Source organism: Streptomyces corallincola (assembly GCF_019104725.1).
Classification (GTDB): Bacteria; Actinomycetota; Actinomycetes; order Streptomycetales; family Streptomycetaceae; genus Streptomyces; species Streptomyces corallincola.
Genome location: NZ_JAHRXF010000006.1, coordinates 98,593 through 120,816, shown reverse-complemented (window position 1 = coordinate 120,816; position 22,224 = coordinate 98,593). Strand labels below are relative to the sequence as shown.

At 72.5% G+C, this 22,224-nt stretch carries 19 protein-coding genes and 1 pseudogene; 10 read left to right on the top strand and 10 right to left on the bottom strand.

The features are described 5' to 3' along the window. Positions 1 to 101: 101 nt before the first annotated feature. On the bottom strand, positions 102 to 695 hold the full coding sequence (locus KUM39_RS06965) for a TetR/AcrR family transcriptional regulator (RefSeq protein ID WP_217784527.1): 594 nt from the start codon (positions 693 to 695) through the stop codon (positions 102 to 104). Between the two features lie 86 nt (positions 696 to 781). Between KUM39_RS06965 and KUM39_RS06960 the strand changes: the two genes are divergently transcribed. Both KUM39_RS06960 and KUM39_RS06955 read left to right on the top strand, forming a co-directional pair. Next, a complete protein-coding gene (locus tag KUM39_RS06960; RefSeq protein WP_217784526.1) occupies positions 782 to 1,687 on the top strand; it encodes an SDR family oxidoreductase in 906 nt (301 codons plus the stop codon). Between the two features lie 101 nt (positions 1,688 to 1,788). Next, positions 1,789 to 1,884 (top strand): annotated as a pseudogene (locus tag KUM39_RS06955). Between the two features lie 103 nt (positions 1,885 to 1,987). Here KUM39_RS06955 and KUM39_RS06950 read toward each other — a convergent pair. Beyond that, positions 1,988 to 4,591 carry a PA14 domain-containing protein gene (locus tag KUM39_RS06950; protein ID WP_217784525.1) on the bottom strand — a complete coding sequence of 868 codons (2,604 nt, stop codon included), beginning with the start codon at positions 4,589 to 4,591 and terminating at the stop codon, positions 1,988 to 1,990. Between the two features lie 161 nt (positions 4,592 to 4,752). Between KUM39_RS06950 and KUM39_RS06945 the strand changes: the two genes are divergently transcribed. The 5 genes from KUM39_RS06945 to KUM39_RS06925 all read left to right on the top strand — a co-directional run bounded on the left by KUM39_RS06945 (position 4,753) and on the right by KUM39_RS06925 (position 10,656). Continuing rightward, positions 4,753 to 5,766, top strand: a complete 1,014-nt coding sequence (locus KUM39_RS06945; protein WP_217784524.1) for a LacI family DNA-binding transcriptional regulator — start codon at positions 4,753 to 4,755, stop codon at positions 5,764 to 5,766. 193 nt (positions 5,767 to 5,959) lie between these two features. Then, on the top strand, positions 5,960 to 7,060 hold the full coding sequence (locus tag KUM39_RS06940) for an ABC transporter substrate-binding protein (protein ID WP_217784523.1): 1,101 nt from the start codon (positions 5,960 to 5,962) through the stop codon (positions 7,058 to 7,060). Beyond that, complete coding sequence (locus tag KUM39_RS06935; RefSeq protein ID WP_217784522.1) at positions 7,060 to 8,673, top strand: sugar ABC transporter ATP-binding protein; 1,614 nt, start codon at positions 7,060 to 7,062, stop codon at positions 8,671 to 8,673. The genes KUM39_RS06940 and KUM39_RS06935 overlap by 1 nt, the downstream gene beginning before the upstream one ends. After that, positions 8,666 to 9,628, top strand: a complete 963-nt coding sequence (locus KUM39_RS06930; RefSeq protein WP_217784521.1) for an ABC transporter permease — start codon at positions 8,666 to 8,668, stop codon at positions 9,626 to 9,628. The genes KUM39_RS06935 and KUM39_RS06930 overlap by 8 nt, the downstream gene beginning before the upstream one ends. Continuing rightward, positions 9,625 to 10,656: an ABC transporter permease gene (locus tag KUM39_RS06925; RefSeq protein ID WP_217784520.1), complete on the top strand. Its 1,032-nt coding sequence runs from the start codon at positions 9,625 to 9,627 to the stop codon at positions 10,654 to 10,656. The genes KUM39_RS06930 and KUM39_RS06925 overlap by 4 nt, the downstream gene beginning before the upstream one ends. 173 nt (positions 10,657 to 10,829) lie before the next feature. Here the strand turns inward: KUM39_RS06925 and KUM39_RS06920 are convergent, their stop codons facing one another. Then, positions 10,830 to 12,023: a S1 family peptidase gene (locus tag KUM39_RS06920; protein ID WP_217784519.1), complete on the bottom strand. Its 1,194-nt coding sequence runs from the start codon at positions 12,021 to 12,023 to the stop codon at positions 10,830 to 10,832. Between the two features lie 298 nt (positions 12,024 to 12,321). Here KUM39_RS06920 and KUM39_RS06915 point away from each other — a divergent pair, with 298 nt between their 5' ends. The 3 genes from KUM39_RS06915 (at position 12,322) to KUM39_RS06905 (ending at position 15,888) form a co-directional block, all read left to right on the top strand. Then, on the top strand, positions 12,322 to 13,002 hold the full coding sequence (locus KUM39_RS06915; RefSeq protein WP_217784518.1) for a hypothetical protein: 681 nt from the start codon (positions 12,322 to 12,324) through the stop codon (positions 13,000 to 13,002). Between the two features lie 683 nt (positions 13,003 to 13,685). After that, entirely contained in the window at positions 13,686 to 14,606 is a 921-nt protein-coding gene (locus tag KUM39_RS06910; protein WP_217784517.1) for an NUDIX hydrolase, read from the top strand. A gap of 208 nt (positions 14,607 to 14,814) precedes the next feature. After that, the gene (locus KUM39_RS06905; protein WP_246619722.1) at positions 14,815 to 15,888 is read left to right on the top strand and encodes a bifunctional class I SAM-dependent methyltransferase/NUDIX hydrolase; all 1,074 of its coding nucleotides are present in this window, start codon (positions 14,815 to 14,817) and stop codon (positions 15,886 to 15,888) included. 126 nt (positions 15,889 to 16,014) lie between these two features. On the opposite strand, the gene KUM39_RS06900 is transcribed toward KUM39_RS06905, so the two are convergent. The 7 genes from KUM39_RS06900 to KUM39_RS06870 form a co-directional block, all read right to left on the bottom strand. Beyond that, the gene (locus tag KUM39_RS06900) at positions 16,015 to 17,058 is read right to left on the bottom strand and encodes a sugar kinase (RefSeq protein ID WP_217784516.1); all 1,044 of its coding nucleotides are present in this window, start codon (positions 17,056 to 17,058) and stop codon (positions 16,015 to 16,017) included. Further along, a complete protein-coding gene (locus KUM39_RS06895; RefSeq protein ID WP_217784515.1) occupies positions 17,055 to 17,942 on the bottom strand; it encodes an SMP-30/gluconolactonase/LRE family protein in 888 nt (295 codons plus the stop codon). Before KUM39_RS06895 ends, KUM39_RS06900 begins: the two co-directional genes overlap by 4 nt. Beyond that, complete coding sequence (locus tag KUM39_RS06890; protein WP_217784514.1) at positions 17,939 to 18,571, bottom strand: bifunctional 4-hydroxy-2-oxoglutarate aldolase/2-dehydro-3-deoxy-phosphogluconate aldolase; 633 nt, start codon at positions 18,569 to 18,571, stop codon at positions 17,939 to 17,941. Before KUM39_RS06890 ends, KUM39_RS06895 begins: the two co-directional genes overlap by 4 nt. A 135-nt stretch (positions 18,572 to 18,706) precedes the next feature. After that, positions 18,707 to 19,525, bottom strand: coding sequence for a hypothetical protein (locus KUM39_RS06885; RefSeq protein ID WP_217784513.1), 819 nt, complete (start codon positions 19,523 to 19,525; stop codon positions 18,707 to 18,709). Positions 19,526 to 19,527: 2 nt separating this feature from the next. Further along, positions 19,528 to 20,673 carry a galactonate dehydratase gene (dgoD, locus tag KUM39_RS06880; RefSeq protein WP_217784512.1) on the bottom strand — a complete coding sequence of 382 codons (1,146 nt, stop codon included), beginning with the start codon at positions 20,671 to 20,673 and terminating at the stop codon, positions 19,528 to 19,530. Continuing rightward, on the bottom strand, positions 20,670 to 21,404 hold the full coding sequence (locus tag KUM39_RS06875; protein WP_217784511.1) for a FadR/GntR family transcriptional regulator: 735 nt from the start codon (positions 21,402 to 21,404) through the stop codon (positions 20,670 to 20,672). The genes dgoD and KUM39_RS06875 overlap by 4 nt, the downstream gene beginning before the upstream one ends. A gap of 46 nt (positions 21,405 to 21,450) precedes the next feature. Further along, positions 21,451 to 22,224 carry an SDR family NAD(P)-dependent oxidoreductase gene (locus KUM39_RS06870; protein ID WP_217784510.1) on the bottom strand — a complete coding sequence of 258 codons (774 nt, stop codon included), beginning with the start codon at positions 22,222 to 22,224 and terminating at the stop codon, positions 21,451 to 21,453.

Sequence of the window (22,224 nt, the reverse complement as noted above, 5' to 3'; positions counted from 1 at the left end):
GGACCCGGCCGCGTGCGCGAAGGGCGCGCACCGGGCGAAGGGCGGCGCGGACGCGGCGGGCGGACGCCCCGACCCCTCCCCCGCCCGGCGCACGCCTGTCGTCACGCCCCCGCTCCACCCCCGCGCCCGCCCCCGCCCGCCGCCACGGTCTTCAGCTCGGTCAGCGCCTCGTGCAGCAGTGGCGCCATCTCGCGCCGTTCGCCCGGTGCGATCCAGCGCTCGAAGCCGACGCGGAAGACGGCGACGCCGACCTCGGCGGTGAGCCCGGCGGCGGGGTCCGCGACACCGGCGCCGCGTAGGGCGTCGGCGAGGGCGGTGGTGAGGGAGGCCATCTTGATCAGTTCGCGTTCGCGGAGTTCCGCGTTGGCGGCGATGACGGTCTGGCGGCGGCGCGCGTAGTCGCGGCGGTCCACGAAGAACGCGGAGACCGCGTCGAGCCCGGCGAGCAGCGCGTCCACGGGCGGAAGAGTGAGGGCGGCCTCGGCGACCGGCCCGACGAACAACTGCTCCAGCTCCGCCGAGCCGGTGAACAGCACCTCCCGCTTGTCGGCGTAGTGCCGGAAGAAGGTGCGCTCGGTGAGTCCGGCGCGCCCGGCGATCCCGGCCACGGTGGTCTGCTCGTACCCGTGCTCCGCGAACAGTTCCAGCGCGGCGCGAGCGAGGCGCCCGCGCGCGTTCGGCTCCCATCTACCCATGCCGCAGATCCTACGTGATGACAGTGCCTGTCATCGGTGTTAGGTTCGATGTCAGTCAATGACATCAACAGTTTGGGGTCCCTCCCATGCGTTACTTCGTGACCGGCGCCTCCGGCTGGATCGGTTCCGCCCTGGTTCCCGAGCTGACCGCCGCGGGGCACTCGGTCGTCGGGCTCGCCCGGTCCGGCACCTCCGCCGCAGCGCTCACCGCGGCGGGCGCCGAGGTGGTCCACGGCTCGCTGGACGACCTGGACCTGCTGGGGAGGACGGCGGCCGGGTCGGACGGCGTGATCCACCTGGCGTTCCGGCACGACATCGCCTTCTCCGGCGACTACCGGGGCGCCTCCGACGCCGACCGGGCGGCCGTGGACACCTTCGGGGACGCGCTCGCGGAATCCGGCCGTCCGCTGGTGATCGCGTCGGGTGTGGCCGGACTGGCCCCCGGCCGGACGGCGACCGAGCGGGACATGCCGGTGCTCGACGGCTCCCCCGTGTCCGGGCGCGCGGTGACCGCGCGGGCGACGCTGGACCTGGCGGACCGCGGCGTGCGGGCGTCAGTGGTACGCCTCTCCCCCACCTGCCACGGCGAGGGGGACAACGGGTTCATGCGGACCCTGGTGGACACCGCCCGTGCCCGGGGTGTCTCCGGGTATGTCGGGGACGGCGCCAACCGCTGGCCCGCCGTGCACCGGCTGGACGCGGCGCGGCTGTTCCGGCTGGCCGTGGAGCAGGCACCCGCCGGGTCGGTGCTGCACGGCACGGCGGAGGAGGGGGTCGCGCTGCGGGAGGTGGCGGAGGTGATCGGCCGCCATCTGGGGGTGGAGACGGCGTCGGTCGCCCCCGAGCGGGCGGGCGAGCACTTCGGCTGGCTCGGCGCCTTCGTCGGCTTCGACGCCCCGGCCTCCAGCGCCCTCACCCGTGACCTGCTCGGCTGGACCCCCAGGGGACCGGGTCTGCTCGCGGACCTCGACCAGGGGCACTACTTCCGCTGACCCCGGCGCCCGGCTGTCAGGGAGAGGTCAGCGCCGCGTCAGCGGCCCCGGGCACTGTTGTCCTTGTGAACGGCGGCGGCGGAAGCCGGAGCCGGGAGCGAGGAGAGGTGCCCGGAGCGGCTGATCGGGGACCACGAGCACGTCTTGAGGTCGGGCCTCTCACCAGGCCCACGCAGGTTCGAATCCTGCCCTCTCCGCCGAAGCGCCGCTCGCGTCAGGCGCGTCGAAGCCCGGTCCGTACCCCACCGAAGTGGCGGGGCACGGACCGGGCTTCGGATCGTTCGGCCAACCGCAGCTTGATCAGGCGCAGTTGGCCGGGGTCGCCCGGGACGCGTCATGGATGAGCGCGTCCTGCGCGGCCTTGATCCGGCCCACGTCCGGCTTCACCACCTTGCGGTCGTACGTCAGCAGGCCGTTCAACTCGCCCTCGACGTCGGTGATCTGGGTGTAGACGGCGCCGTTGCCGCCCTCGCAGGCGAGCCGGTGCACCTCACCGAGCTTCTCCAGGTAGTCGTCGGTGTACGTGCTCGGGTCCACGTCCACGTAGGACTGCTGCACGGACCAGGCGTGACCGGGCACCGCGAGGCCGAGACCGCCGTACTCCCCTGCCACCAGCGCCCGTTGGCCGTCCGGGTGCGGGGGCAGGGCCGGGCTCGGGTAGCCGTGCTCGTCCATGATGTCGCCCGCTCCGCCGTCCGCGCCGAGGTTGAGGCCGGACATGTTGTTGACCAGGCGGGTGGGGTCCCAGGACTTGGCCTGGGAGGCGACGCGGCCGATGTCGTACTGGCCCCAGCCCTCGTTGAAGACGACCCACATGACGACCGACGGGCTGCTGATGTGCTGGTCGATCATCTGCTTCATCTCGCGCTCGTACTCGGCGCGGGCGGCGGTGGACGGGTTGACGCCCGCCGTCATCGCCGGCATGTCCTGCCACACCATGAGTCCGAGCCGGTCCGCCCAGTAGAACCAGCGGTCGGGTTCGACCTTGATGTGCTTGCGGACCGCGTTGAAGCCCATCTTCTTGTGCATCTTCAGGTCGTACGCGAGGGCTTCGTCACTGGGGGCGGTGTGCAGGCCGTCGGGCCAGAACCCCTGGTCGAGCGTGGCCATCATGAAGACGGGCTTGCCGTTGAGCAGGGTGCGCGGCACGCCGTCCACCTTCCCCACGCCCATCGAGCGCATCCCGAAGTAGCTGCCCACGCGGTCCTCGCCGACCTTCACCTTGAGGTCGTAGAGGTACGGGTCGTCGGGCGACCAGAGCCGGGCGTGCGGGACGGCCAGGGTGAGGGGCTGCCCGGTGCGTCCGGTGACGGTGCCGACCTTGCGGCTGCCCGCGTACGCGGTCGCGGTGACCGGGAGGCCGTCCCGGACACCCTGCGGTTCGACGGTCAGGGTTCCCGCGTCCACGTCGGGGGTGAGCTTGAGCTGCTCCACGTGGTCGGGGGCGACCGGTTCCATCCACACCGTCTGCCAGATCCCGCTGGACGGGGTGTACCAGATGCCGCTGGGGTCCAGGCGCTGCTTGCCGAGCGGCGGGTTCTCGCCGTTCGCGGCGTCGGTCGGGTCGTAGACCCCGACGATGAGTTCCTGGGTGCGGCCGGGTTTGAGGGCGTCGGTGATGTCGGCGCTGAACCTGTCGTAGCCGCCTTGGTGTTCGGCGACCCGGACGCCGTTCACATAGACCTCGGAACGCCAGTCCACCGCGCCGAAGTTGAGCCGCAGCCGCTGCCCGTCACCGATCCTCCAGCCCTCGGGGACGGTGAAGGTGCGGCGGTACCACATGCGGTCCTCGTGGCGTTCGATCCCGGAGAGCTGCGACTCCACCGGGTAGGGCACGAGGATCTTCTCGCCCAGCTTCTTTCCCACGGGCGGCTGTTCGCCGCTGCGGGCCGCCGCGAACTCCCAGGTGCCATTGAGATTGCGCCAGTTGTCCCGGGTGAGCTGGGGGCGCGGGTACTCGCGGTGCGCGGTGGCGGGGGTGACGGTGTCGGCCCACTTGGTGCGCAGTTCGTACGTGGAGCGGTTGGCGCCGCTGCTCCAGAACGGGTGGACCGGGTCGCCGTTCCTCGCGGTGAGGCCGCCCTGTCCGTCGTAGCGGATGTCGGCCAGACCGGGCGCGGTGCCCGTCCTGTTGCCGACGACGGGCTCCTTGAGGGCGACCAGCAGGGACTTGGGGTCGGCGGGGTCGGGGCGGGCGCTGCCGAGCGGCCAGGTCGCGCCGCCGATGACGGCGTCGAGGTGGTCGGTGAGACGTGCCGCCGGGCGGGCGAGCGGCTGGGCGAAGTCGAGCCGCAGGGTGCGGCCGTCCTTCAGGACCGTGGTGGCGACGGCGCCGTCGTAGTCGTACCCCTCGGGCAGCAGGAACGCCGACTGCGGGACGGCGGCCTTGGTACCGCCGGGCGGGGTCCAGCGCAGGTGCAGGTTGGAGCCTCCGTAGTGCTCGAAGTACTCGACCTTGATGTCGTAGGCGGTGCCCGCGGTCAACTCGACCGGGGCTGCGGTCTGTTCCTGGTCCCAGTCGTCCACCCAGTGGTCGATGACAAGCCTGCCGTCCACCCAGAGGCGGAAGCCGTTGTCACCGATCATGGAGAAGGTGGTGGCGCCGGTCTTCTCGGGGACGACCCGGCCGGTCCAGCGGACGCTGACGTCGTCGGAGCGTCCGGTGGCGGAGTTCAGCCGGGACTCCAGGGACGGGAAGTCGAGCTGGGGGTCGAACCCGGTGGCCTTGAGCTGGTCGAAGTCGAAGGCACCGGGGGCGGACTGGGTGTAGTACTCACCCTTGAGTCCGTGGACCTCGACGGGGTCCTGAGCGGCCCCGGCCGACGGGGTCGCCGTCAGTCCGGCGACGCCCAGGGCTGCCGCGAGGAGCAGGGAGAGGCGTTTTCCGAGGGGTCTGATGCGCACGGGTTCCTCCTTGTGTGAGGAAGGGTGGCGGCTCACTGCTTCAGTCTGTACAACGTTGGAAGCAAACGGCAGTTGGCATGAGAGCACGGCTCCCGGCCGCTGTCCAGGGTCATGACAAGGCTCCGGCCGCCGGAGCCTTCCGACGATGCCGAGGAGATCCCTTGCGGGTGAGCCTGAAGGACGTGGCCGCGCGGGCGGGCGTCTCGATCAAGACCGTGTCCAACGTCGTGAACAACTATCCGCACGTCACACCAGGGATGCGGGCGCGGGTGCAGGCGGCCATCGACGAGCTGGGCTACCGGCCGAACCTGACCGCACGGCACCTGCGGAAGGGCCGTACGGGGATCATCGCACTGGCCGTCCCGGAGCTGGGCAACCCCTACTTCGCGGAGCTGGCGGGCGCGGTGATCGACGCGGCGGCCGAGCACGAGTTCACCGTGCTGCTGGACCACACGGGCGGTCGGCGTGAGCAGGAGGTGCTGGTCAGCCAAGGGTTCCGGGCACGGGTGATCGACGGGCTGATCCTCAGCCCGCTGGAACTGGAGCCGGAGGACCTGCACGGCCGGGACGACGACGTGCCGCTGGTGCTGCTCGGTGAGCGGGAGTACGACGCGCCGTACGACCACATCGCGGTGGACAACGTGGCCGCCGCGCGGGCGGCGGTGCGGCATCTGCTCGGGCGGGGACGGACCCGGATCGCCTACCTCGGTGCCCGCACGGACGCGGCGAACCGGCCCGCCCACCTGCGACTGGTGGGCTGGCGTGAGGAGTTGGCGGCGGCCGGGGTGCCCGCGCCGGACGATCTGGTGGTGCCGGTCGGCGGCTGGGACCGGGACGACGGCGCGCGGGCGATGGCCGAAATGCTCGACTCCGGGGTGCGCCCCGACGCGGTGTTCGCGCTGAACGACCTGATCGCGGTCGGCGCGATGCGGGTGCTGCACGAGCGGGGGCTGCGGGTGCCGTGGGACGTGGCCGTGGTCGGGTTCGACGACATCGCGGAGGGCCGGTTCGGCGCGGTCACCCTCACCACGATCGCACCGGACAAGAAGGCCATCGCGCGGATGGCGGTCGCCTCGCTGCTGCGCAGCCTCTCCGGTCGGGGCGAGACCGGCGGGCGCGAACTGACCGCCGAATACCGGCTGGTGGAGCGGGAGAGCACGCTGGGACGGCGGTGACGGGGCGTCGGCCGGAACGGGGGCGCGGCGCGGGGAGCGATGGGGTCGGATTTCGGACCGGAGGGTTTACAGCACTCTTCCAACGATGTAAAAACCTGCCCTGAGCGACGTGCACGTTGAGTTGACCGCAAGAGCCGTCCTACCCCGTGAGCGCTCTCAGGGCACTTCGGGGCAACGCCGTTTGGGGACTCCCATGAAGCCCATCGCACCACTGCGTCGCACCCGCGCGCGGACCCTCATCGCCACCGGTCTGGTCACGAGCCTGGCGCTCCTGACCGCCTGCACCAAGTCGGAGGACAGCGACGCCGGGAAGGGCGGGTCGTCCGCGCGGGCGTCGGACCCCGGCCAGGTCGTCGCCTCACCGAGCGGCGGCTCCGGCCCGACCTGCACGATCGGCGCCTACGGCGGCGGGAAGCTGGACCTGAAGTCGGCCACGGTCGGCTTCTCCCAGTCGGAGAAGGAGGCCAATCCGTTCCGTATCGCGGAGACCGCCTCGATCAAGGCCGAGGCGGCCAAGCGCGGGGTGAAGCTGCTCACCGCCAACGCCCAGTCCCAGTTCTCCAAGCAGATCAGCGATGTGCAGGACCTCATCGCCAAGGGCGCGGACCTGCTGGTCGTCGCGCCGCTGAACTCGGACGGCTGGGAGCCGGTGCTGCGCACGGCCGCCGCGAAGCACATCCCGATCGTCACCGTGGACCGCAAGATCAACGCCACGGCCTGCAAGGACTACGTGAGCTTCATCGGCTCCGACTTCGTACGGCAGGGCGAGCGGGCCGCGGACAGCATGATCGAGGCGACCGGCGGGAAGGGCGAGATAGCGATCCTGCTCGGCGCGGCCGGGAACAACGTCACCACCGAGCGCACCAAGGGTTTCGAGGACCGTATCAAGCAGAAGGCGCCCGGGCTGAAGGTCGTGTTCCGGCAGACCGGTGACTTCGCCCGCGAGAAGGGCCAGTCGGTCACCGAGAACCTGATCCAGTCCAAGCCGGGGATCAAGGGCATCTACGCCGAGAACGACGAGATGGGCCTCGGCGCGGTCAACGCCCTGAAGGGCGCGGGCAAGAAGCCCGGCGATGTGAAGATCGTGACCATCGACGGCACCCGCAACGCGGTCCGGGGCATCGTGGACGGCTGGATATCCGGGGTCATCGAGTCCAACCCGCGTTTCGGGCCGCTTGCCTTCCAGACCCTGGACGCCTTCACCCGGGGCGAGCCGGTCTCCGAGGACATCGTCATCCAGGACAGCGCCTACACGAAGGCGAACGCGGCGGCCGACGTGGACAAGGCGTACTGATGCTCACGGTCACCGGGCTGTGCAAGACCTTCCCCGGCGTGCGGGCGCTGTCCGACGTGGACTTCACCGCGCGCGCCGGGGAGGTGCACGCCCTGGTCGGCGAGAACGGTGCGGGCAAGTCCACACTGATCAAGGTGCTGACCGGTGTGTACCAGCCGGACGCGGGCGAGTTGGCCTACGACGGCTCCCCGGTGCGGTTCGCCACTCCACTGGCCGCGCAGCAGGCGGGCATCTCCACCATCTACCAGGAGGTCAATCTCGTCCCGCTGATGAGCGTGGCCCGCAATCTCTTCCTCGGCCGTGAACCGCGCGGACGGCTGGGCCTGATCGACTTCCGGCGCATGCACCGCGAGGCCCGCGAGACGCTCCGCGGACTCGGCGTCGAGGTGGACGTGCGCCGCCCGCTACGCGAACTCGGCGTCGGCACACAGCAGATGGTGGCCCTCGCCCGCGCCGTCGCGGTGGACGCGCGGGTCGTCGTCATGGACGAGCCGACCTCGTCCCTCGAACCCCGCGAGGTGCGCACGCTGTTCGGCGTGATCCGCACCCTGCGCGACCGGGGCATCGCGGTGGTCTACGTCAGCCACCGCATGGACGAGCTGTACGAGATCTGCGACGCGGTGACCGTGCTGCGCGACGGCCGGGTGGTGCACACCGGTCAACTGGCCGGGCTGGAAAGGCTGAAGCTGGTGTCGCTGATGCTGGGCCGCGAGGTCGGGGAGGTCCGCGCGGAGGGGCTGACCAAGTTCAGCGGAACGCACGACGCCGCCGCCCAACCGGTGCTGGAGGCGACGGGGTTGACCGTCCGGCACCAACTGGCGGGCGTTTCTCTGTCGTTGCGGCCCGGTGAGGTGGTCGGGCTGGGCGGGCTGCTGGGTTCGGGGCGCAGCGAGACCGCCAAGGCCGTCGCGGGCGCGCTGCCCCTGGACGACGGCGGGGTCGTGGTCGCGGGGGTGCCGGTGCGCCCCGGCTCCACGGCGGCGGCGATCCGCGCCGGGATCAGTCTGCTGCCCGAGGACCGCAAGTCGGAGGGGATCGTGCCGGGCCTCTCGGTGCGGGAGAACATCGCGCTCGCCGCGCTGCCGGGGCTGTCGCGGTTCGGGCTGGTGGACGACGCGCGGATCGACCGGATCGTGGACACCTTCATGAAGCGGCTGCGCATCAAGGCGGCCGGACCGCACCAGAAGGTCGGGGAGCTCTCCGGCGGCAACCAGCAGAAGGTACTGCTCGCCCGCTGGCTCGCGCTGCATCCCAAGGTGCTGCTGCTGGACGAGCCGACGCGGGGCATCGACGTCGGCGCCAAGGCCGAAGTGCAGGCGCTGGTGGACGAGTTGGCCGACGACGGACTCGCCGTGCTGCTGATCTCCTCCGACCCCGAGGAGCTGATCGAGGGCAGCGACCGTGTCATCGTCCTCAAGGACGGCGCGGTGGTCCGCGAACTCACCGGGGACGAGGTGACGGAGGACGGACTCCTGCGCGCCATCGCCGCCGAGCCCGGCCGCCCCGCCGAGCCCACCCGGCTCGCGCCCCCGGCCGCCACCCCCACCGCCGCGCCCGCATCCCCACCCGCCGCCGGACCCGCCGAGACCTCCGCCGGAGACAGTGATGGCTGAACTCTCCTTCACCCAGGGCACGTTGGACCGCGCCCGGCTGCTGCGGCTGTCGCAGGAGTACGGCGTCTACGCCGGGGTCGTCGTCCTGCTGCTGTTCAACTTCGTCTTCACCGCCAACTTCGCGTCGGCGGAGAACTTCCGCACCCAGGCCGTACAGGTCGCACCCGTGCTGATCGTCGCGCTCGGCATGGCACTCGCCATCGGCACCGAGGGCGTCGATCTGTCGGTCGGCTCGGTGATGGCCCTGTCCACCTCCCTGCTCTCCCTCTATCTGGGGTACGGCCCCTGGGTCGCCACGCTGATCGCCCTCGTCGGCGGTGCCCTGATCGGCGTGGCGAACGGGGCGCTGGTCGCGTTCGTCGGGGTCCAGCCCATCGTGGCCACGCTGGCGCTGATGGTCGCGGCGCGCGGACTCGCGCTGGTGCTGCTGCCCCAGCTGAAGGACGTACGCGATCCGGGGATGGCGGCGCTCGGTTCGGGCGACGTGCTCGGGGTGCCGTATCTGGTGCTGATCGCCGCCGCGCTCGCGCTGCTGGTGGCGTTCGCGGTGCGGCGCACGACGTTCGGCCGACAGCTCCTCGCCATCGGGGACAGCCGCCCCGCCGCCCGGCTCGCGGGCCTGCCGGTGCGCCGGGTGCTGGTCGTGGTCTACGTCTGCTCGGGCGTCCTCGCCGCCGTCGCGGGCGTGCTGGCGACCGCACGGCTCACGGCGAGCGACCCGACCTCGCTGGGCACGCTGATGGAACTGTCCGCGATCACGGCCGTCGTGGTCGGCGGGACCCCGCTCAGCGGCGGCCGGGTCCGCATCGGCGGCACGGTCGCCGGGGCGGTGCTGATCCAACTGCTCACCACCACACTCGTCAAGCACGACCTGCCGCCGTCCTGGACACAGATCGCGCAGGCCGTGGTGATCGTCGGGGCCGTCTACGCGGCCCGCGAACGGGGGAAGCGATGACCACGGGCACCGAAGAGACCGTCGTGCGGGCGGAGACCGCCGCCGTCAGCGGGGACGACCCGCCGGGCGCGCGCCGCTCCGAACGGCTCAGCGCCGTCGCCCAGCAGCACGGCGCGCTGGTCACCCTGGCCGTCGTCGTGGTGGCGGCCTCTCTCGGCTTCGACACCTTCCTGACCGGCGACAACCTGGAGAACATGGCGCTGTCGTCGGCGTTCCTCGCCGTCGTCGCGCTCGGCATGACGTTCGTCATCGTCACCGGTGGCATTGACCTGTCCGTGGGCTCGCTGTTCGCCCTCGGCGGGGTACTCGCGGCGTGGGGCTCCCAGTACGGCACGGTGGTGGCGCTGCTGCTGCCGCTGGTGGTGTGCGGGCTGGTCGGGCTGGTCAACGGGCTGCTCATCGCGCGGTCGGGGCTGGCGCCGTTCATCGTGACGCTGGCCTCGATGCTGGGGGCGCGCGGGGTACTGCTGGCCCTCACCGACGAGGGGTCACGGACGTACCTGGTGGACAAGGGCTCGTTCTTCGCGGACCTGGGACAGGGGGCGCCGCTCGGGATCGGCGTACCGGTGTGGATCACGGTCGCGCTGTTCGTGCTGGGCGCGGTGGTGCTGCGCCGGACGCGGTTCGGGCAGTACGTGTACGCGGTTGGCGGCAACGAGGACGCGGCGGCGCTGATGGGGGCGCCGGTGGCCCGGACCAAGGTCGGTGTCTACACCCTGTCGGGGGTGTGCGCGGGGCTCGCCGGGGCGCTCAACGCGGCCTGGCTGGTGTCCGGGGTGACGATCCTCGGCTCCGGCATGGAACTGGAGGCGATCTCGGCCGTGGTCATCGGTGGCAGCCTGCTGACCGGCGGGTTCGGCTACCTCAGCGGGACGTTGGTGGGGGTCGCGCTGCTGAAGGTGATCCAGAACGTCATCAACCAGATCGGCTCGCTGGACTCGGCGTACCAGCAGGTGGTCAGCGGGGCGTTCCTGGCGGTCGTGGTCATCGCGCAGACGTGGCTGGGGCGGCGGCAACGGGTGCTGTAGGGGGTGGTCGCACGGTCCTGCCGCGAGGGGCTGCCGTGGAAGGACCTGCGGATCTGCGGACGTGTGGACGTGTTGCGGCGGCACAGGTGCGCCCGTACGGGAGTGGGGGCTCCGCACATGTGTGGCGGAGCCCCCTTCTCGTGTCACCTGGTGGTGCGGGGCCCTATGTGGGGTCAGGCCGTCTGGAGGGTCAGGCCGTAGCGGCCGAGGATCTCGTTGATGGGCTGGAACCACGTCTCGCCGCCGCTGGAGCAGTTGCCCCAGCCTCCGGAGGTGACGCCCTGGGCCTGGTCGCCGGAGATGAACGAGCCGCCGGAGTCGCCGGGTTCGGCGCAGACGCTGGTCTTGGTCATCTGGTGCACCGCGCCCTGGCTGTAGTTGACGGTCTCGTTGAAGGCGAGGACCGTACCGCAGTGCCAGTGCGAGGTGGAGCCGGAGCGACAGATCGAGGTGCCGACCGGGGCCACGTTGGAGCCGCGCACCAGCTGGTCGGAGACCTGGCCCCAGCCGAGCACGACCGGCACCGTCCACCAGCCGCTGCCGACGTTCACCCAGGCGTAGTCGTTGTCGGGGAACGAGGAACCCTGGAAGTTCCCGATGAACGACCCGTCCCAGCCGGTGACGCCCGGTCCCGCCTGCGAGCAGTGCCCGGCGGTGACGAAGCCGCCCAGCACCGAGAAACCGATGGAGCAGCGGACGTTGCCGGTGTAGTACGGGTCACCACCGACGGTACCGGCCGCGTAGGTGCGGACGCGGTCGGCGACGGTGCGGACGGTGACGGGTCCGGTGGCGCGGGCCTTGGTGACGAAGTCCCGTACCTCCGCCGAGGACCTGTCGGCGCGCGCGACATCGACCACGACGGTGCCGGCCTTCGGCTCGACGTGCCAGCCGGTCACCCCGGCGGGGGCGGTGAGGCGGTCGATGCGGTTCTTGGCGGTGTCGAGTTCGCGGGCGCTGCGGGGGACGGTGGCGGTGTCGGCGCCCGCCTTCTCGATCGCGGCGCGGGTGGCCGCCGGGGCGTCGGCGGTGATGCCCACGGTCAGGCGTCCGCTGCCCGCGTCGAACCAGGACCCGCCGAACGCGCCGCCCGCCATCCCGCGGACCTTCGGGTCCAGTTTCCCGGCCGCCTTCTCGGCCGCGATCCTGGCCTCGGCCTGCTGCCGGGTGAGGCCGAAGTCCTTCTGCATGGCGGCCATCAGCCCGTCGGAAGCGGCCTTGCCCGCCGTCGCGCCCGTACGCGCGTCGGAGGAGGAGGGGGAAACCGCGGCGGCCGAACTGGCCGAGGCCGGAAACGCGGCCACCGTGCTCAGTCCACCGAGAATCAGCAGTGCGGACAGCGCCGCACGCGTAAGTCTTGCACTTTTCACGGGAGTTGCCCTTCGTCGTTCCAGAAGTGGGGGTGGAACACCGGGTCTGCCGAGAGCGCTCTCATACGTGGCTGAGCAGAGAGTAGCCAGGGTTGGCAATCAGGTCCATGCCAAATGCGGGTCAATTTCAACGATGTAAGGGTGGGGGGATGCACGGGGGGCGGGGGTTGCCCGGCGATGCGCGATGGCCGAGGCCGCGTGGACGCCTCTTGCCAGTTACGGGAACTCACCCGAACGGCGCCCTCGGCGTGTCGGTGGGCGCGGTCCCGGTGTCGGTGGTGTCGGGTTGGATGAGTACGTGACTGTCTATGACGTGGCCCGCCAACTCCCCAGCATCGCCGACCTCCGGGACAAGTGCCGTTCGCTGGCGATGCTCGATGCGATCCTGAGCCCGGACTGGGAGGGCCGGTACTACTCCTTCAACGCCGTTCGGGCCGACGGGGAGCAGATGGCGTCGATGCACAACGGGTCGGGAGACGAGTACTCGATCGTGTTCTCGGCAGCGGGGGCCTACGTGCGGGGCTTCGATCACGAATCGCCAATGAGCCCCTTCGGTAACGACGGCGAGGTCTGGCCGGGAGTGATCGACGAGGTCCCCGAGCTCTTCAGGCCCTTCGTCGAGGAGCCGGCGTTCACCGATCACGAGGGTGTGCCCGTCGTGACGGCCTGCTTGTGGCGGGGGCAGACGGACGCGCGGTGGCATCACGGGACGATCGACTTCCCCGAGGGTGCTGTCGATCCTGACGGTGCGACGAGACTGTTCAGCCTCTTGATCGACCGTTCTCCGGAGGCGTTCCAGCGTTTCGCTGAGGACTACTACGAGGCCTCCATCGACCTGGGGGCGGTGAGCCGGGTTCATGCCTTGCGGCCGCTGAGCCAGGAACTCGTATCGTTGCTGAATCCCGAGGTCAGCTTGGCGAGCCTCGCCCAGGACATCTCCGAGATCGGCTATCCGCAGCTGGGCCAGAAGTCGGCCTGAAGGCTGTCGATCTGGTCGGGCGAGTGTGGCCCCGGTGCTGCTGCGCTGGCTGTTCTTCCTCAATCGTGCGTGGCACGAAATGCGGGCTCAATGTGTGTGAACTGGGTCCAGATGAACGCGGATGCGTCTCGGCGCGTTCGGTCGTCCAAGTGGGGCTGGATATGGCCGGGGACGGGCGGCTGGCGGTCGGTGATCTCCTGCCAGGTGTCGGGGGTCGGGGCCATCGGTGGAGTGCCTCTCGGCGCCTGCGGTAGTTGATCGGGGCGGCGGCAGTTTCCAGGTCGCGGGCCAGGTTGCACAGGGCCCTGGTGGAGTGCGTCGCCCCGTGGCGGATGCATACTCTCGGGTGCGGTCGTTCGGCAGTGTCGGCACATGAGCCATGTCCAACTCCATCGACAAATCGAGCCATCCGCGAGATCGACTCCACTCCGAAATTCGGCATCCCCGCTGTACCGCGCGACACGCTCGGGTAGGCGACTCAAGTCCGACCAGATCCCTGCCCTGGCTACCGCGCTCGTCCGCCACGAAGATCTCGGGCGCGTTCGCGCGCCCGGAGCGGTCGTGGGCGGGAATTGCCGTGTGCGACTTCGACCGAAACACGTGTGTTCGAAGTGGGCCGGTCCTTCGTTGACAGGTGGTCGAACGCGTTCTTCTCGGCACCGTCAGCACGGGAGGCACCTCACATGTCCACGTCCGCCGCTCCCCCGGCCGGGATGGCTCTGCTCGTCCATCCCGACGGGCGCTGTCTGCTTCAACTCCGCGACACGCACCGGCACATCGACGATCCCGGTGTCTGGTCCCTGCCCGTCGCGCACCGAGAGGACGGTGCCGAACTGGACGTCACGCTCGGGGAGTTGCTCAGGGATCGGGCCGGGATTCTCCCCGTGGCCGGTCTGGTGCCGTTCGCCGTGGTCGAGGACGAGGGTGACGCGGCCGGAGGGAACAAGCGCTTCCTCGTGTACGCGGGCACCTGGGACGGCGATCCCACCGCGCTCTCCCTCCCCGACGGCGTACTGCTCCGCTGGACGCACGCCGACGAGATCCCCCGGCTCACCATCGACCTCAAGGCCAGGGAGATCATCGCCCTGCACCGTGCCACCCCCGACGCCCGGCGCCCGGCGGACGGCGTGCCCCTCCCCGTCCTCCACGTGCGGGCCACCGACAACCGGACCGTGCCGAACATCATCGGTGTCCACCTCTACCTGGAGCGCGGCGGCAAGATCCTCCTCGGGCGGCGCCATCCCGACTCCCCGTTCGCACCGGGCCAGCATCATCTCCTCGCCGGACACTGCGAGCTGGAGTCCGCCGTCGCCTGTCTGATCCGGGAGTCGGCCGAGGAGGCGGGGCTGACCGTCGCACCCGAGGATGTCGAACTGGCCCACACCGTTCATGTGCTGCACGGGCCGGGCGCGCGGCCCCGCCTGCAACTCGTCTTCCGGGCGCGCCGCTGGACCGGCGAACCACGGGTGCTGGAGCCGGACAAGTGCCTCGGCTGGGACTGGTGGCCGACCGACGCGCTGCCGGAGAGGCTCGTGCCCTACGCGCGGACCGCCATCGAGGGCATCCGCCAGGGTCGGGTGTACAGCGAGACCGGTTGGTCCTGAGCCGCCCTCCCGTCTTCCATACTCCGCCCTCCGCCCTCCGCCCTCCGCCGAACCATCGCGTCCGCCGCACCGCCACTCCCGTAGGTCCAGGACGCCCGCGGACCCGTCAGGATCTCACCACTGCCCGCCCCGTCCACCCCGCCCGACCACACCGACCGTCCTCCCCCGACCGTCAATGATCCCGCACCGCCACCGAGGAGTCCGACCGATGACGCACAACGCCACCGCCACCGACACCGCCGACCGCTGGGACCGTCACTGCGCGAGCGGCAGGATGTTCCACGCGTTACGGGACAGTGAGCGGCGGCTGCTGGCCGAGCAGGTGCCCGCCGGGCCGGGTGCCGTGGCGCTCGATGTCGGCTGCGGGCCGGGCGAGTTGGCCCGTCATCTCGCCGGGAGCGGTTTCGAGGTGGACGCCGTGGACTGGTCGGACGCCGCCCTGGAGCGTGCCGGGGCAGCCGCGGCCAACGGCGCCCCCTCGGTGTCGTACCGGCGCGTGGACATCGAGCGTGACGACCTGGACGCGGTGCTGCGTCCCGCCTACGACCTCGTCGTGTTCCGGTTGAGCTGGGCGTTCGTCCAGGACCGGACCCGCGTGATGAACCGGGTGCGCGAACGGCTGCGTCCCGGCGGCACCGTCTGTGTGGTCACCCCGCTGGTGGACGCCGTGGCGGAGGACAAGCGGCATATCGCGCTGGACGAGCTGGAGATCGAGGTGCTGCGGGACGGTTGGGGGACGGCGGAGCGGTACGACGCGGACGGTCTCGCGTTCGTCGTGCTGCGCGATCCCGTGCCCGTGCGCACCACCTGCTCCGGCAAGGGGCAGCCGACTCCGCACGCCCTGACGGGTACGGGGGTCGTCGTCACCGACGAGGCGGGGCGGGTACTGCTGGGGTACTCGCTGCGGCGCGGGGTCTGGGAGCTGCCCGGTGGGAAGAACGACGGCGACGAGGAGTTCCGGGTCACGGCCGTACGGGAGTTGGCGGAGGAGACCGGGCTGACGGCCGAGGCCGCCGATGCCGTGGTCGCCGCGCTGCTGATGGACTCCGTGGGCGGTGTGCCCCGGCTGACGGCCGCCGTCCGGGTCACCGTGCACAGCGGCACGCCGGTCGTCGCGGAGCCGCACCTCATCGCCCGGTGGGAGTGGCACGACCCCGCCGACCTGGCCGCGCTGCCGCAGCCGCTGTTCACGCCGAGCGCCCATGTGATCGACACGTTCTGGCCCGGACTGCTCCCCGGTCTGCCCCCGGTGCACCGCTATCCCGTGCGGGTGGACGCGTGAGCGGGGAGGACCCGGTGCGGTGCCCGGCTCCAGTGACGGGGCGACATCGGTCTCGCAGAGGGGGACGGAGTTGCGACGCGGGTCCCCGGCCGCCCTCGTGACCAACTCCCCCGTACCGACCGGTGCCTATTCGGCCCGGGCGCCTTCCGGCTCCCCGCCTCCCGAGGCCCCGTCCGACGCCGGGCGGGGTGTCTCCTCGTATGCCTCCCACTCCTTGTCGGTGAGGGTGAGGAGGTGGTCGAGGGTCGGGCGGGGTGGCAGGGGGCCGTGGTCGCCGGTGACCTTGAGGGCGGAGGCGGCGGTGAGGTGGCCGAGGCGGAGGGCGCGGTCCAGGGGTTCGCCCCGGAGCAGGGCGGCGAGGAGACCGGCGGCGAACGCGTCGCCCGCGCCGACGGGTTCGACGACGGCGACCCGCAGGGCGGGGACCGTGACGGCGCCGGTGGCGGTGAAGGCGGTGGCCGAGCGGGAGCCGTCCTTGACGACGAGGAGGCGCGGGCCGGGCAGCAGCTCGCGCACCCCGGCCGCCGTGAGGTCGGCGCCCCACAGGTCCTGTGCCTCGTCCAGGCCGACGAGGACGAGGTCGGCGCGGTCGGCGAGGCCGCGCAGGGTGTCCGGGGCGGTGCCCTCGGGCCAGAGGGCGGGGCGGTGGTTGACGTCGAAGCTGATCGCGTACGGGCGTCTCGCCGCCGGGACGGCGAGAGCACGGGCCACCAGTGCGTGGCAGGACGGGGAGAGGGCCGGGGTGATGCCGGTGAAGTGGACGAGGGCGGCGGTGCGGACGGCCTCGTGGCCGAGCAGGTCGGGGCCGAGCGCGGAGGCGGCCGAGCCCTTGCGGTAGTAGTGGACTCGGGTGCCGCCGGGAGCCGGGTTCTTCAGCATGAGGCCGGTCGGGCGGTCCGGGTCGGTGCGGACGTGGGTGACGTCCACCCCGGCGGCGGCGACGGCCGTGCGGACGCGGGCGCCGAGCGGGTCGTCACCCAGTGCGGAGAGCCAGGTCACGGGGGTGCCGTGGTCCGCGAGGTACATCGCCACGTTGGACTCGGCTCCCGCGACCGACAGCCGCAGGTGGGCGGCGTCGGTCAGCGGGCGGGGCGGGTCGGGTGCCAGGGCGGCCATCGTCTCGCCGACGCAGACCACGCGCCCCGGTGCGGGGCGCCAGGTTTCCGTCACGCGAGGTCTCCCGCCACCGGTGCCGAGGGGTCGAGCCGGAACGCGGGCGTGGGCCGCCCCGGCACCTCCACGGGCACCGTGAACACGCCGCCGTCGTAGGGCCCCGGTGTGTCCAGGCCGACCGTGGCGGTGGTGATGTGCAGCCGGGTGCCCTCCAGGCAGACTCCGGCGGGCTGGCTGGCCGGGAGGGTGACGACGCGGTCGAGGGTGCCGTCGGGGAGGTACCGGCGGACGGTGCCGGTGCCCCAGAACGCGCACCACAGGGCGCCCTCGGCATCGACGGTCATGCCGTCGGGGCCGCCCTCGTCCGCGGTGAGGAAGTCCTCGGGGGCGCCGAGGCGGCCGGTGCCGGGGTCCACGGAATAGCGGCGGACGATCGCGTGGGCGCTGTCCGCGAGGTACAGGGTGCGGCCGTCGGCGGTGAAGGCGGGGCCGTTGGGGATGGTGATGCCGTCGAGGGCGCGTTCCACGGTGCCGTCGTGATCGACGCGGTACAGGGACCCGGCGCCCTCGGTGTTGTCGTAGGCCATGCTGCCCGCCCAGAAGCGGCCGGAGGGGTCGGTGACGCCGTCGTTCATCCGCATGACGGGGCCGGGGCGGTCCTCGGGGGTGGCGAGCCAGACCGGGGCGGTGTCGGGGGCGAGCAGGCAGATGCCGGTGCCCGCGGCGGCGATCCAGGTGCCGGGGCGTCCGGCGACGGGGGCCACCGCGCCGAGCGGGACGGGGAGCCTGAGCATCTCCTCCAGCGGCAGGTCCGGGTCGTCGGGGGTGGTGAAGAGGCGGCCCTTGAGGATGTCCACCAGGACGACCGTGTCACCGGTCCAGCGGATGCCCTCGCCGAGTTCCAGGCGGTCGGGGCGGGTGGGGAGCGGCTGCCCGGTCATGCGGTGGCCTCCTCGGCGGCGGCGCGGAAGGCGCGGGCGCGCTCGCGCAGTGCGGTCCGGCTGCCGCCGTCGGCGGCGTCCGCGACGAGCGGGGAGCCGACGCCGACGGCGGTGGCACCGGCGGCGAGGTAGGCGCGGGCGGCGGCGAGGTCCACGCCGCCGACGGGCACGAACACGGCGTCGGGGAAGGGGGCGCGCAGGGCCTTGAGGTAGGCCGGGCCGCCCGCGTCGGCGGCCGGGAACAGCTTGAGCGCGTCGGCGCCCCGCGCGCGGGCGGCGATGATCTCGGTGGGGGTCATGACCCCGGCGAGGACGGGCAGGCCGAGGTCGCGGGCGGTGTTGGAGCCCGCGCCGAGGCCGGGGGTGACGGCGAAGGCGGCACCGGCGTCCAGGGCGGCGCGGGCGTCGTCGGCGGTGAGCACGGTGCCCGCGCCGATGGGGCGTCCGGGCCCGAGTTCCTTGGTGGCGCGGGTGATGACGCCGAGGGCGTCGGCGCCGCTGAGGGAGACCTCGATCAGGTCGATGCCCTCCTCGGCCAGCGTCAGCACGGTGCGCAGGGCGGCGTCCGGGTCGCCGCCCCGCACGATGGCGACGAGGCGGCGGTCGGCCAGGGCGGCTCGTAGGTCCACGGACTGGGGCTCCTTCTGTGTCGGTTCGGTACGGGGGTGCGCCCGCCCCCCGGCGGGCGCACCCGGTGCCGCTCGGGCGAGCGGCGGTGCTTTCCCCGGACCGCCTCCGCACACGGTGTGGTCCGGGGGCGGGGTTCAGTCGCAGCGGCACCCGGCGGTCAGGGTGAGCGTCCAGCGCACCTCGCCGGACGCGGGGACGCGGGCGGCGTCGTCCGGGCCCGCTTCGGCGAGGTCGAAGGTGCGGCCGAGCATGGGTTCGACCCCGGTGCTGCGGTAGGGGGCGCCTTCGGGGAAGCCGCCGAGGTTGCGCCACAGGGCGACGGAGACCGGCTGGCCCTCACTCTCGACGGCGAGCGCGAGCCGGTCGGCGCCGTCGTGGACGCAGACCCGCCCGGCGGCGAGGACGGCCCCGGCGGCGCTGCCGTCGTCGGGGCCGAACCGGTCCAGGCGCAGGCCGCGCGGTGCGGGCCAGTCGCCCTCCGCCCAGGGGGCGCCGTCGGGCCAGGGGCCGTCCAGCAGGGGCGCGGCCTCGGGGAACACGCGGGTGGGTGTGCCCGCGGGGGCCCGGAGTTCGGCGCGTTCGGACAGGTCGAGCAGCGCGTGCGCGGCCCAGAGGAAACGGTGGCCGGGGTCGGCGGTGAGGGTGTAGTCGGCCCGTACGCCCTCGGCGGTGGTGCGGACGGTGCGGGCGAGGGTGAACGCGTCGCAGTCCACGCGTTCGGTGGCGCCGTCGCGCGTCCAGGGCCGGGACCAGGCGTCCCCGTGGTCGGGGGTGCCGCGCACGGTGGGGACGCACTCCTCCAGCCCGCCCGCGTCCACGAACGCGTCGCCGGGTACGACGTGTGCGCGGGCGGGGTCGGGACGGTGCCAGAGCCATTCGCGGTTTCCGGCGCGCAGCGAGGTCCAGCGTCCGCCGTGTGCCGGGTCGGTGGTGAAGGTGAGGGGTGCGGTCACGGTCACCACTCCGCGAAGGAGCCGTCGGCGTGCCGCCACACCGGGTTGCGCCAGGCGTGCCCGGTGCGGTCGGCGGCGCGGACCGCGTTCTCGTCCACGGTGACGCCGAGGCCGGGGGTGTCGCCCCGGTGGGCCTGTCCGGCGGTGAACCGGAAGGGTTCGGGATCGACGACGTAGGAGAGCAGGTCGGCGTCCTTGTTGTAGTGGATGCCCCGGCTCTGTTCCTGGATGAGGAAGTTCGGTGTGGCGAAGGCGACTTGGAGGCTGGCGGCGAGCGCGACCGGGCCGAGCGGGCAGTGCGGGGCGAGCAGCGCGCCGTAGGTCTCGGCGAGGGCGGCGATCCGGGTGACCTCGGAGATGCCGCCCGCGTGCGAGAGGTCGGGCTGGGCGACGGCGACACCGGCGTTCAGCACGGGCAGGAACTCGGCGCGGGAGAAGAGGCGTTCCCCGGTGGCGATCGGGACGGGGCTGGCGGCGACCAGGCCGGGCAGCAGGTGGCCCTGCTCGGGCAGGACAGGTTCCTCCGCGAACAGCGGGTGCAGCGGGGCGAGTTCGGTGAGGACGCGGCGGGCGGAGGCGGCGCCGAACCGGCCGTGGAAATCGACCGCCACGTCCCGGTCGGGGCCGAGTGCCTCGCGGGCGGCGGCCACGCGGGCGACCACGGCGGCGGTCTCGGCGGCGGTGGTGAGGGGGGAGGTCGGTCCGGCCGCGTTCATCTTGACGGCGGTGAACCCGGCCTCGACCTGTTCGGTGATCTGCTCGGTGAGCTGGGCGGGTTCGTCGCCGCCGACCCAGGCGTAGACGCGCACGCTGTCGCGGACGGGGCCACCGAGCAGGGCGTGCACGGGGGCGCCGTAGGTCTTGCCCGCGATGTCCCACAGGGCCTGGTCGATTCCGGCGACGGCGCTGGACAGCACGGGGCCGCCCCGGTAGAAGCCGCCCTTGGTCAGTACCTGCCAGTGGTCCTGGATGCGCAGCGGGTCCTGGCCGATCAGGTACTCGGAGAGGACCTCGACGGCCGCCCGGACGACCTCGGCGCGGCCCTCGACGACGGGTTCGCCCCAGCCGACCACGCCGTCGTCGGTCTCGATCCGGCAGAACAGCCAGCGCGGCGGGACCAGGAAGGTTTCAATGCGAGCGATCTTCACTTGCCGCCGCTGCCTTTCGTGTCGTCGGGTTCGTCCACCCGGTCCAGGTCGCGGCCGGCCTGGTCGAGCAGGGCGCGCATGGCGGCCTCGGCGGCCAGCGGGTCGCGGGCGCGTACGGCGTCCAGGACGGCGCGGTGGGCGGGGACGGGGTCGCCGCTGTGCGGGGAGCTGTGCACGATCCGGTCGCGGTGGGCGAGGCCCGACTCGATGACCATCTCCATGCGTTCGAGGAGTTCGTTGTGGGTGGCGGCGAGCAGCGCGCGGTGGAAGGCGAGGTCGGCATCGACGGCGTGCGAGGGGTCGGGCTCGGTGCGGTCCATCGCGGTGAGCGCGTCGTCCAGGGCGGCGAGGTCGGTGTCGGTGCGCCGTTCGGCGGCGAGCCGTACGGCGGCCGGTTCGATGATGGCGCGGACCTCGGCGAGGTTGCGCAGCAGCAGCCGGTCGGCCTCGGCGGTGCCGCCCTCGAACTGCCAGCGCAGCACGTCGGCGTCGAGGAGGTTCCAGTCGGCGCGGGCCCTGACGAACGTGCCGCGTTTCTGGCGGGCGTCCACCATCCCCTTGGCGGCGAGCACCTTCAGGGACTCGCGCAGGGCGGTGAGGCTGACGTCGAGTTCGCTCTGCAGCGCCACGAGGTCGAGGGTGGCCCCTTCGGGCATCTCACCGCCCAGGATGCGGCGCGCCAGTGCCTCCACGGTCTGGCCGTGGACGCCACGGCGGGCGTAGGGCGTCATGTCGTAGAGCCTTTCTCGGTTCGCGGGCGGGGGGCGTCGGCGGTGCTCACGCGGAGGACTTGACGACGCTCCAGCCGCCGTCCACGAGGAGGTGGGACCCGGTGATGTAGCCGGCCTCGTCGGCGCTGAGGAAGGCGATGGCGGCGGCGGCCTCCTCCGGGGTGCCGAAGCGGCCCGCGGCGGTCTCGGCGATGCTGCGCTCCCGGTCGGCCTCGGACACGCGGTCCCAGGCGGCGGTCATGATCGGTCCGGGCAGGACGGCGTTGACGCGTACCTCGGGCCCGTACTCCACGGCGAGCTGTCCGCACAGGGAGAGCAGCGCGCCCTTGGTGGCGGCGTAGGCGGGGTGGCCGGGGATGCCCTTGTGGGCGTGGACGGACGAGGTGAGGACGACGGCACCCCGGCGTGCGCGCAGGTCGGGCAGGACGGCGCGGAAGCCGAGGAAGGCGCCGGTGAGGTTGACGTCGAGCTGGCGCCGCCAGGACTCGGGGGTCAGCTCGTGGGCCGGGCGGACGTCCACGGTGTACGCGTTGGACACCAGGACGTCCACCGGGCCGAAGGTGTGGGCGGCGGCGACGACGCGCGCCCAGTCCTGTTCGCCGGAGACGTCGGCGCGGACGTAGACCGCCCGGCCGCCGTCCTCGGTGATGCGGGCCGCCACGGCCTCGCCCCGTTCGTCCGCGATGTCGGCGAGTACGACGGCTGCTCCCTCGTGCGCGAGGCGCTCGGCGGTGGCCGCTCCGATGCCGGAGGCCGCTCCGGTCACCACGGCGGTGCGGCCGGTGAAGCGGGCACCGTACGGTCGTGCGGGCTGGTCCAT

What these genes read in the sequence shown, in the direction of transcription:
- KUM39_RS06930 (WP_217784521.1), top strand. Translation starts at nt 8,666, where the DNA reads ATGGCTGAACTCTCCTTCACCCAGGGCACGTTGGACCGCGCCCGGCTG.
- KUM39_RS06905 (WP_246619722.1), top strand. Translation starts at nt 14,815, where the DNA reads ATGACGCACAACGCCACCGCCACCGACACCGCCGACCGCTGGGACCGT.
- KUM39_RS06870 (WP_217784510.1), bottom strand. Translation starts at nt 22,224, where the DNA reads ATGGACCAGCCCGCACGACCGTACGGTGCCCGCTTCACCGGCCGCACC.
- KUM39_RS06935 (WP_217784522.1), top strand. Translation starts at nt 7,060, where the DNA reads ATGCTCACGGTCACCGGGCTGTGCAAGACCTTCCCCGGCGTGCGGGCG.
- KUM39_RS06910 (WP_217784517.1), top strand. Translation starts at nt 13,686, where the DNA reads ATGTCCACGTCCGCCGCTCCCCCGGCCGGGATGGCTCTGCTCGTCCAT.
- KUM39_RS06925 (WP_217784520.1), top strand. Translation starts at nt 9,625, where the DNA reads ATGACCACGGGCACCGAAGAGACCGTCGTGCGGGCGGAGACCGCCGCC.
- KUM39_RS06875 (WP_217784511.1), bottom strand. Translation starts at nt 21,404, where the DNA reads ATGACGCCCTACGCCCGCCGTGGCGTCCACGGCCAGACCGTGGAGGCA.
- KUM39_RS06965 (WP_217784527.1), bottom strand. Translation starts at nt 695, where the DNA reads ATGGGTAGATGGGAGCCGAACGCGCGCGGGCGCCTCGCTCGCGCCGCG.
- KUM39_RS06960 (WP_217784526.1), top strand. Translation starts at nt 782, where the DNA reads ATGCGTTACTTCGTGACCGGCGCCTCCGGCTGGATCGGTTCCGCCCTG.
- KUM39_RS06940 (WP_217784523.1), top strand. Translation starts at nt 5,960, where the DNA reads ATGAAGCCCATCGCACCACTGCGTCGCACCCGCGCGCGGACCCTCATC.
- KUM39_RS06895 (WP_217784515.1), bottom strand. Translation starts at nt 17,942, where the DNA reads ATGACCGGGCAGCCGCTCCCCACCCGCCCCGACCGCCTGGAACTCGGC.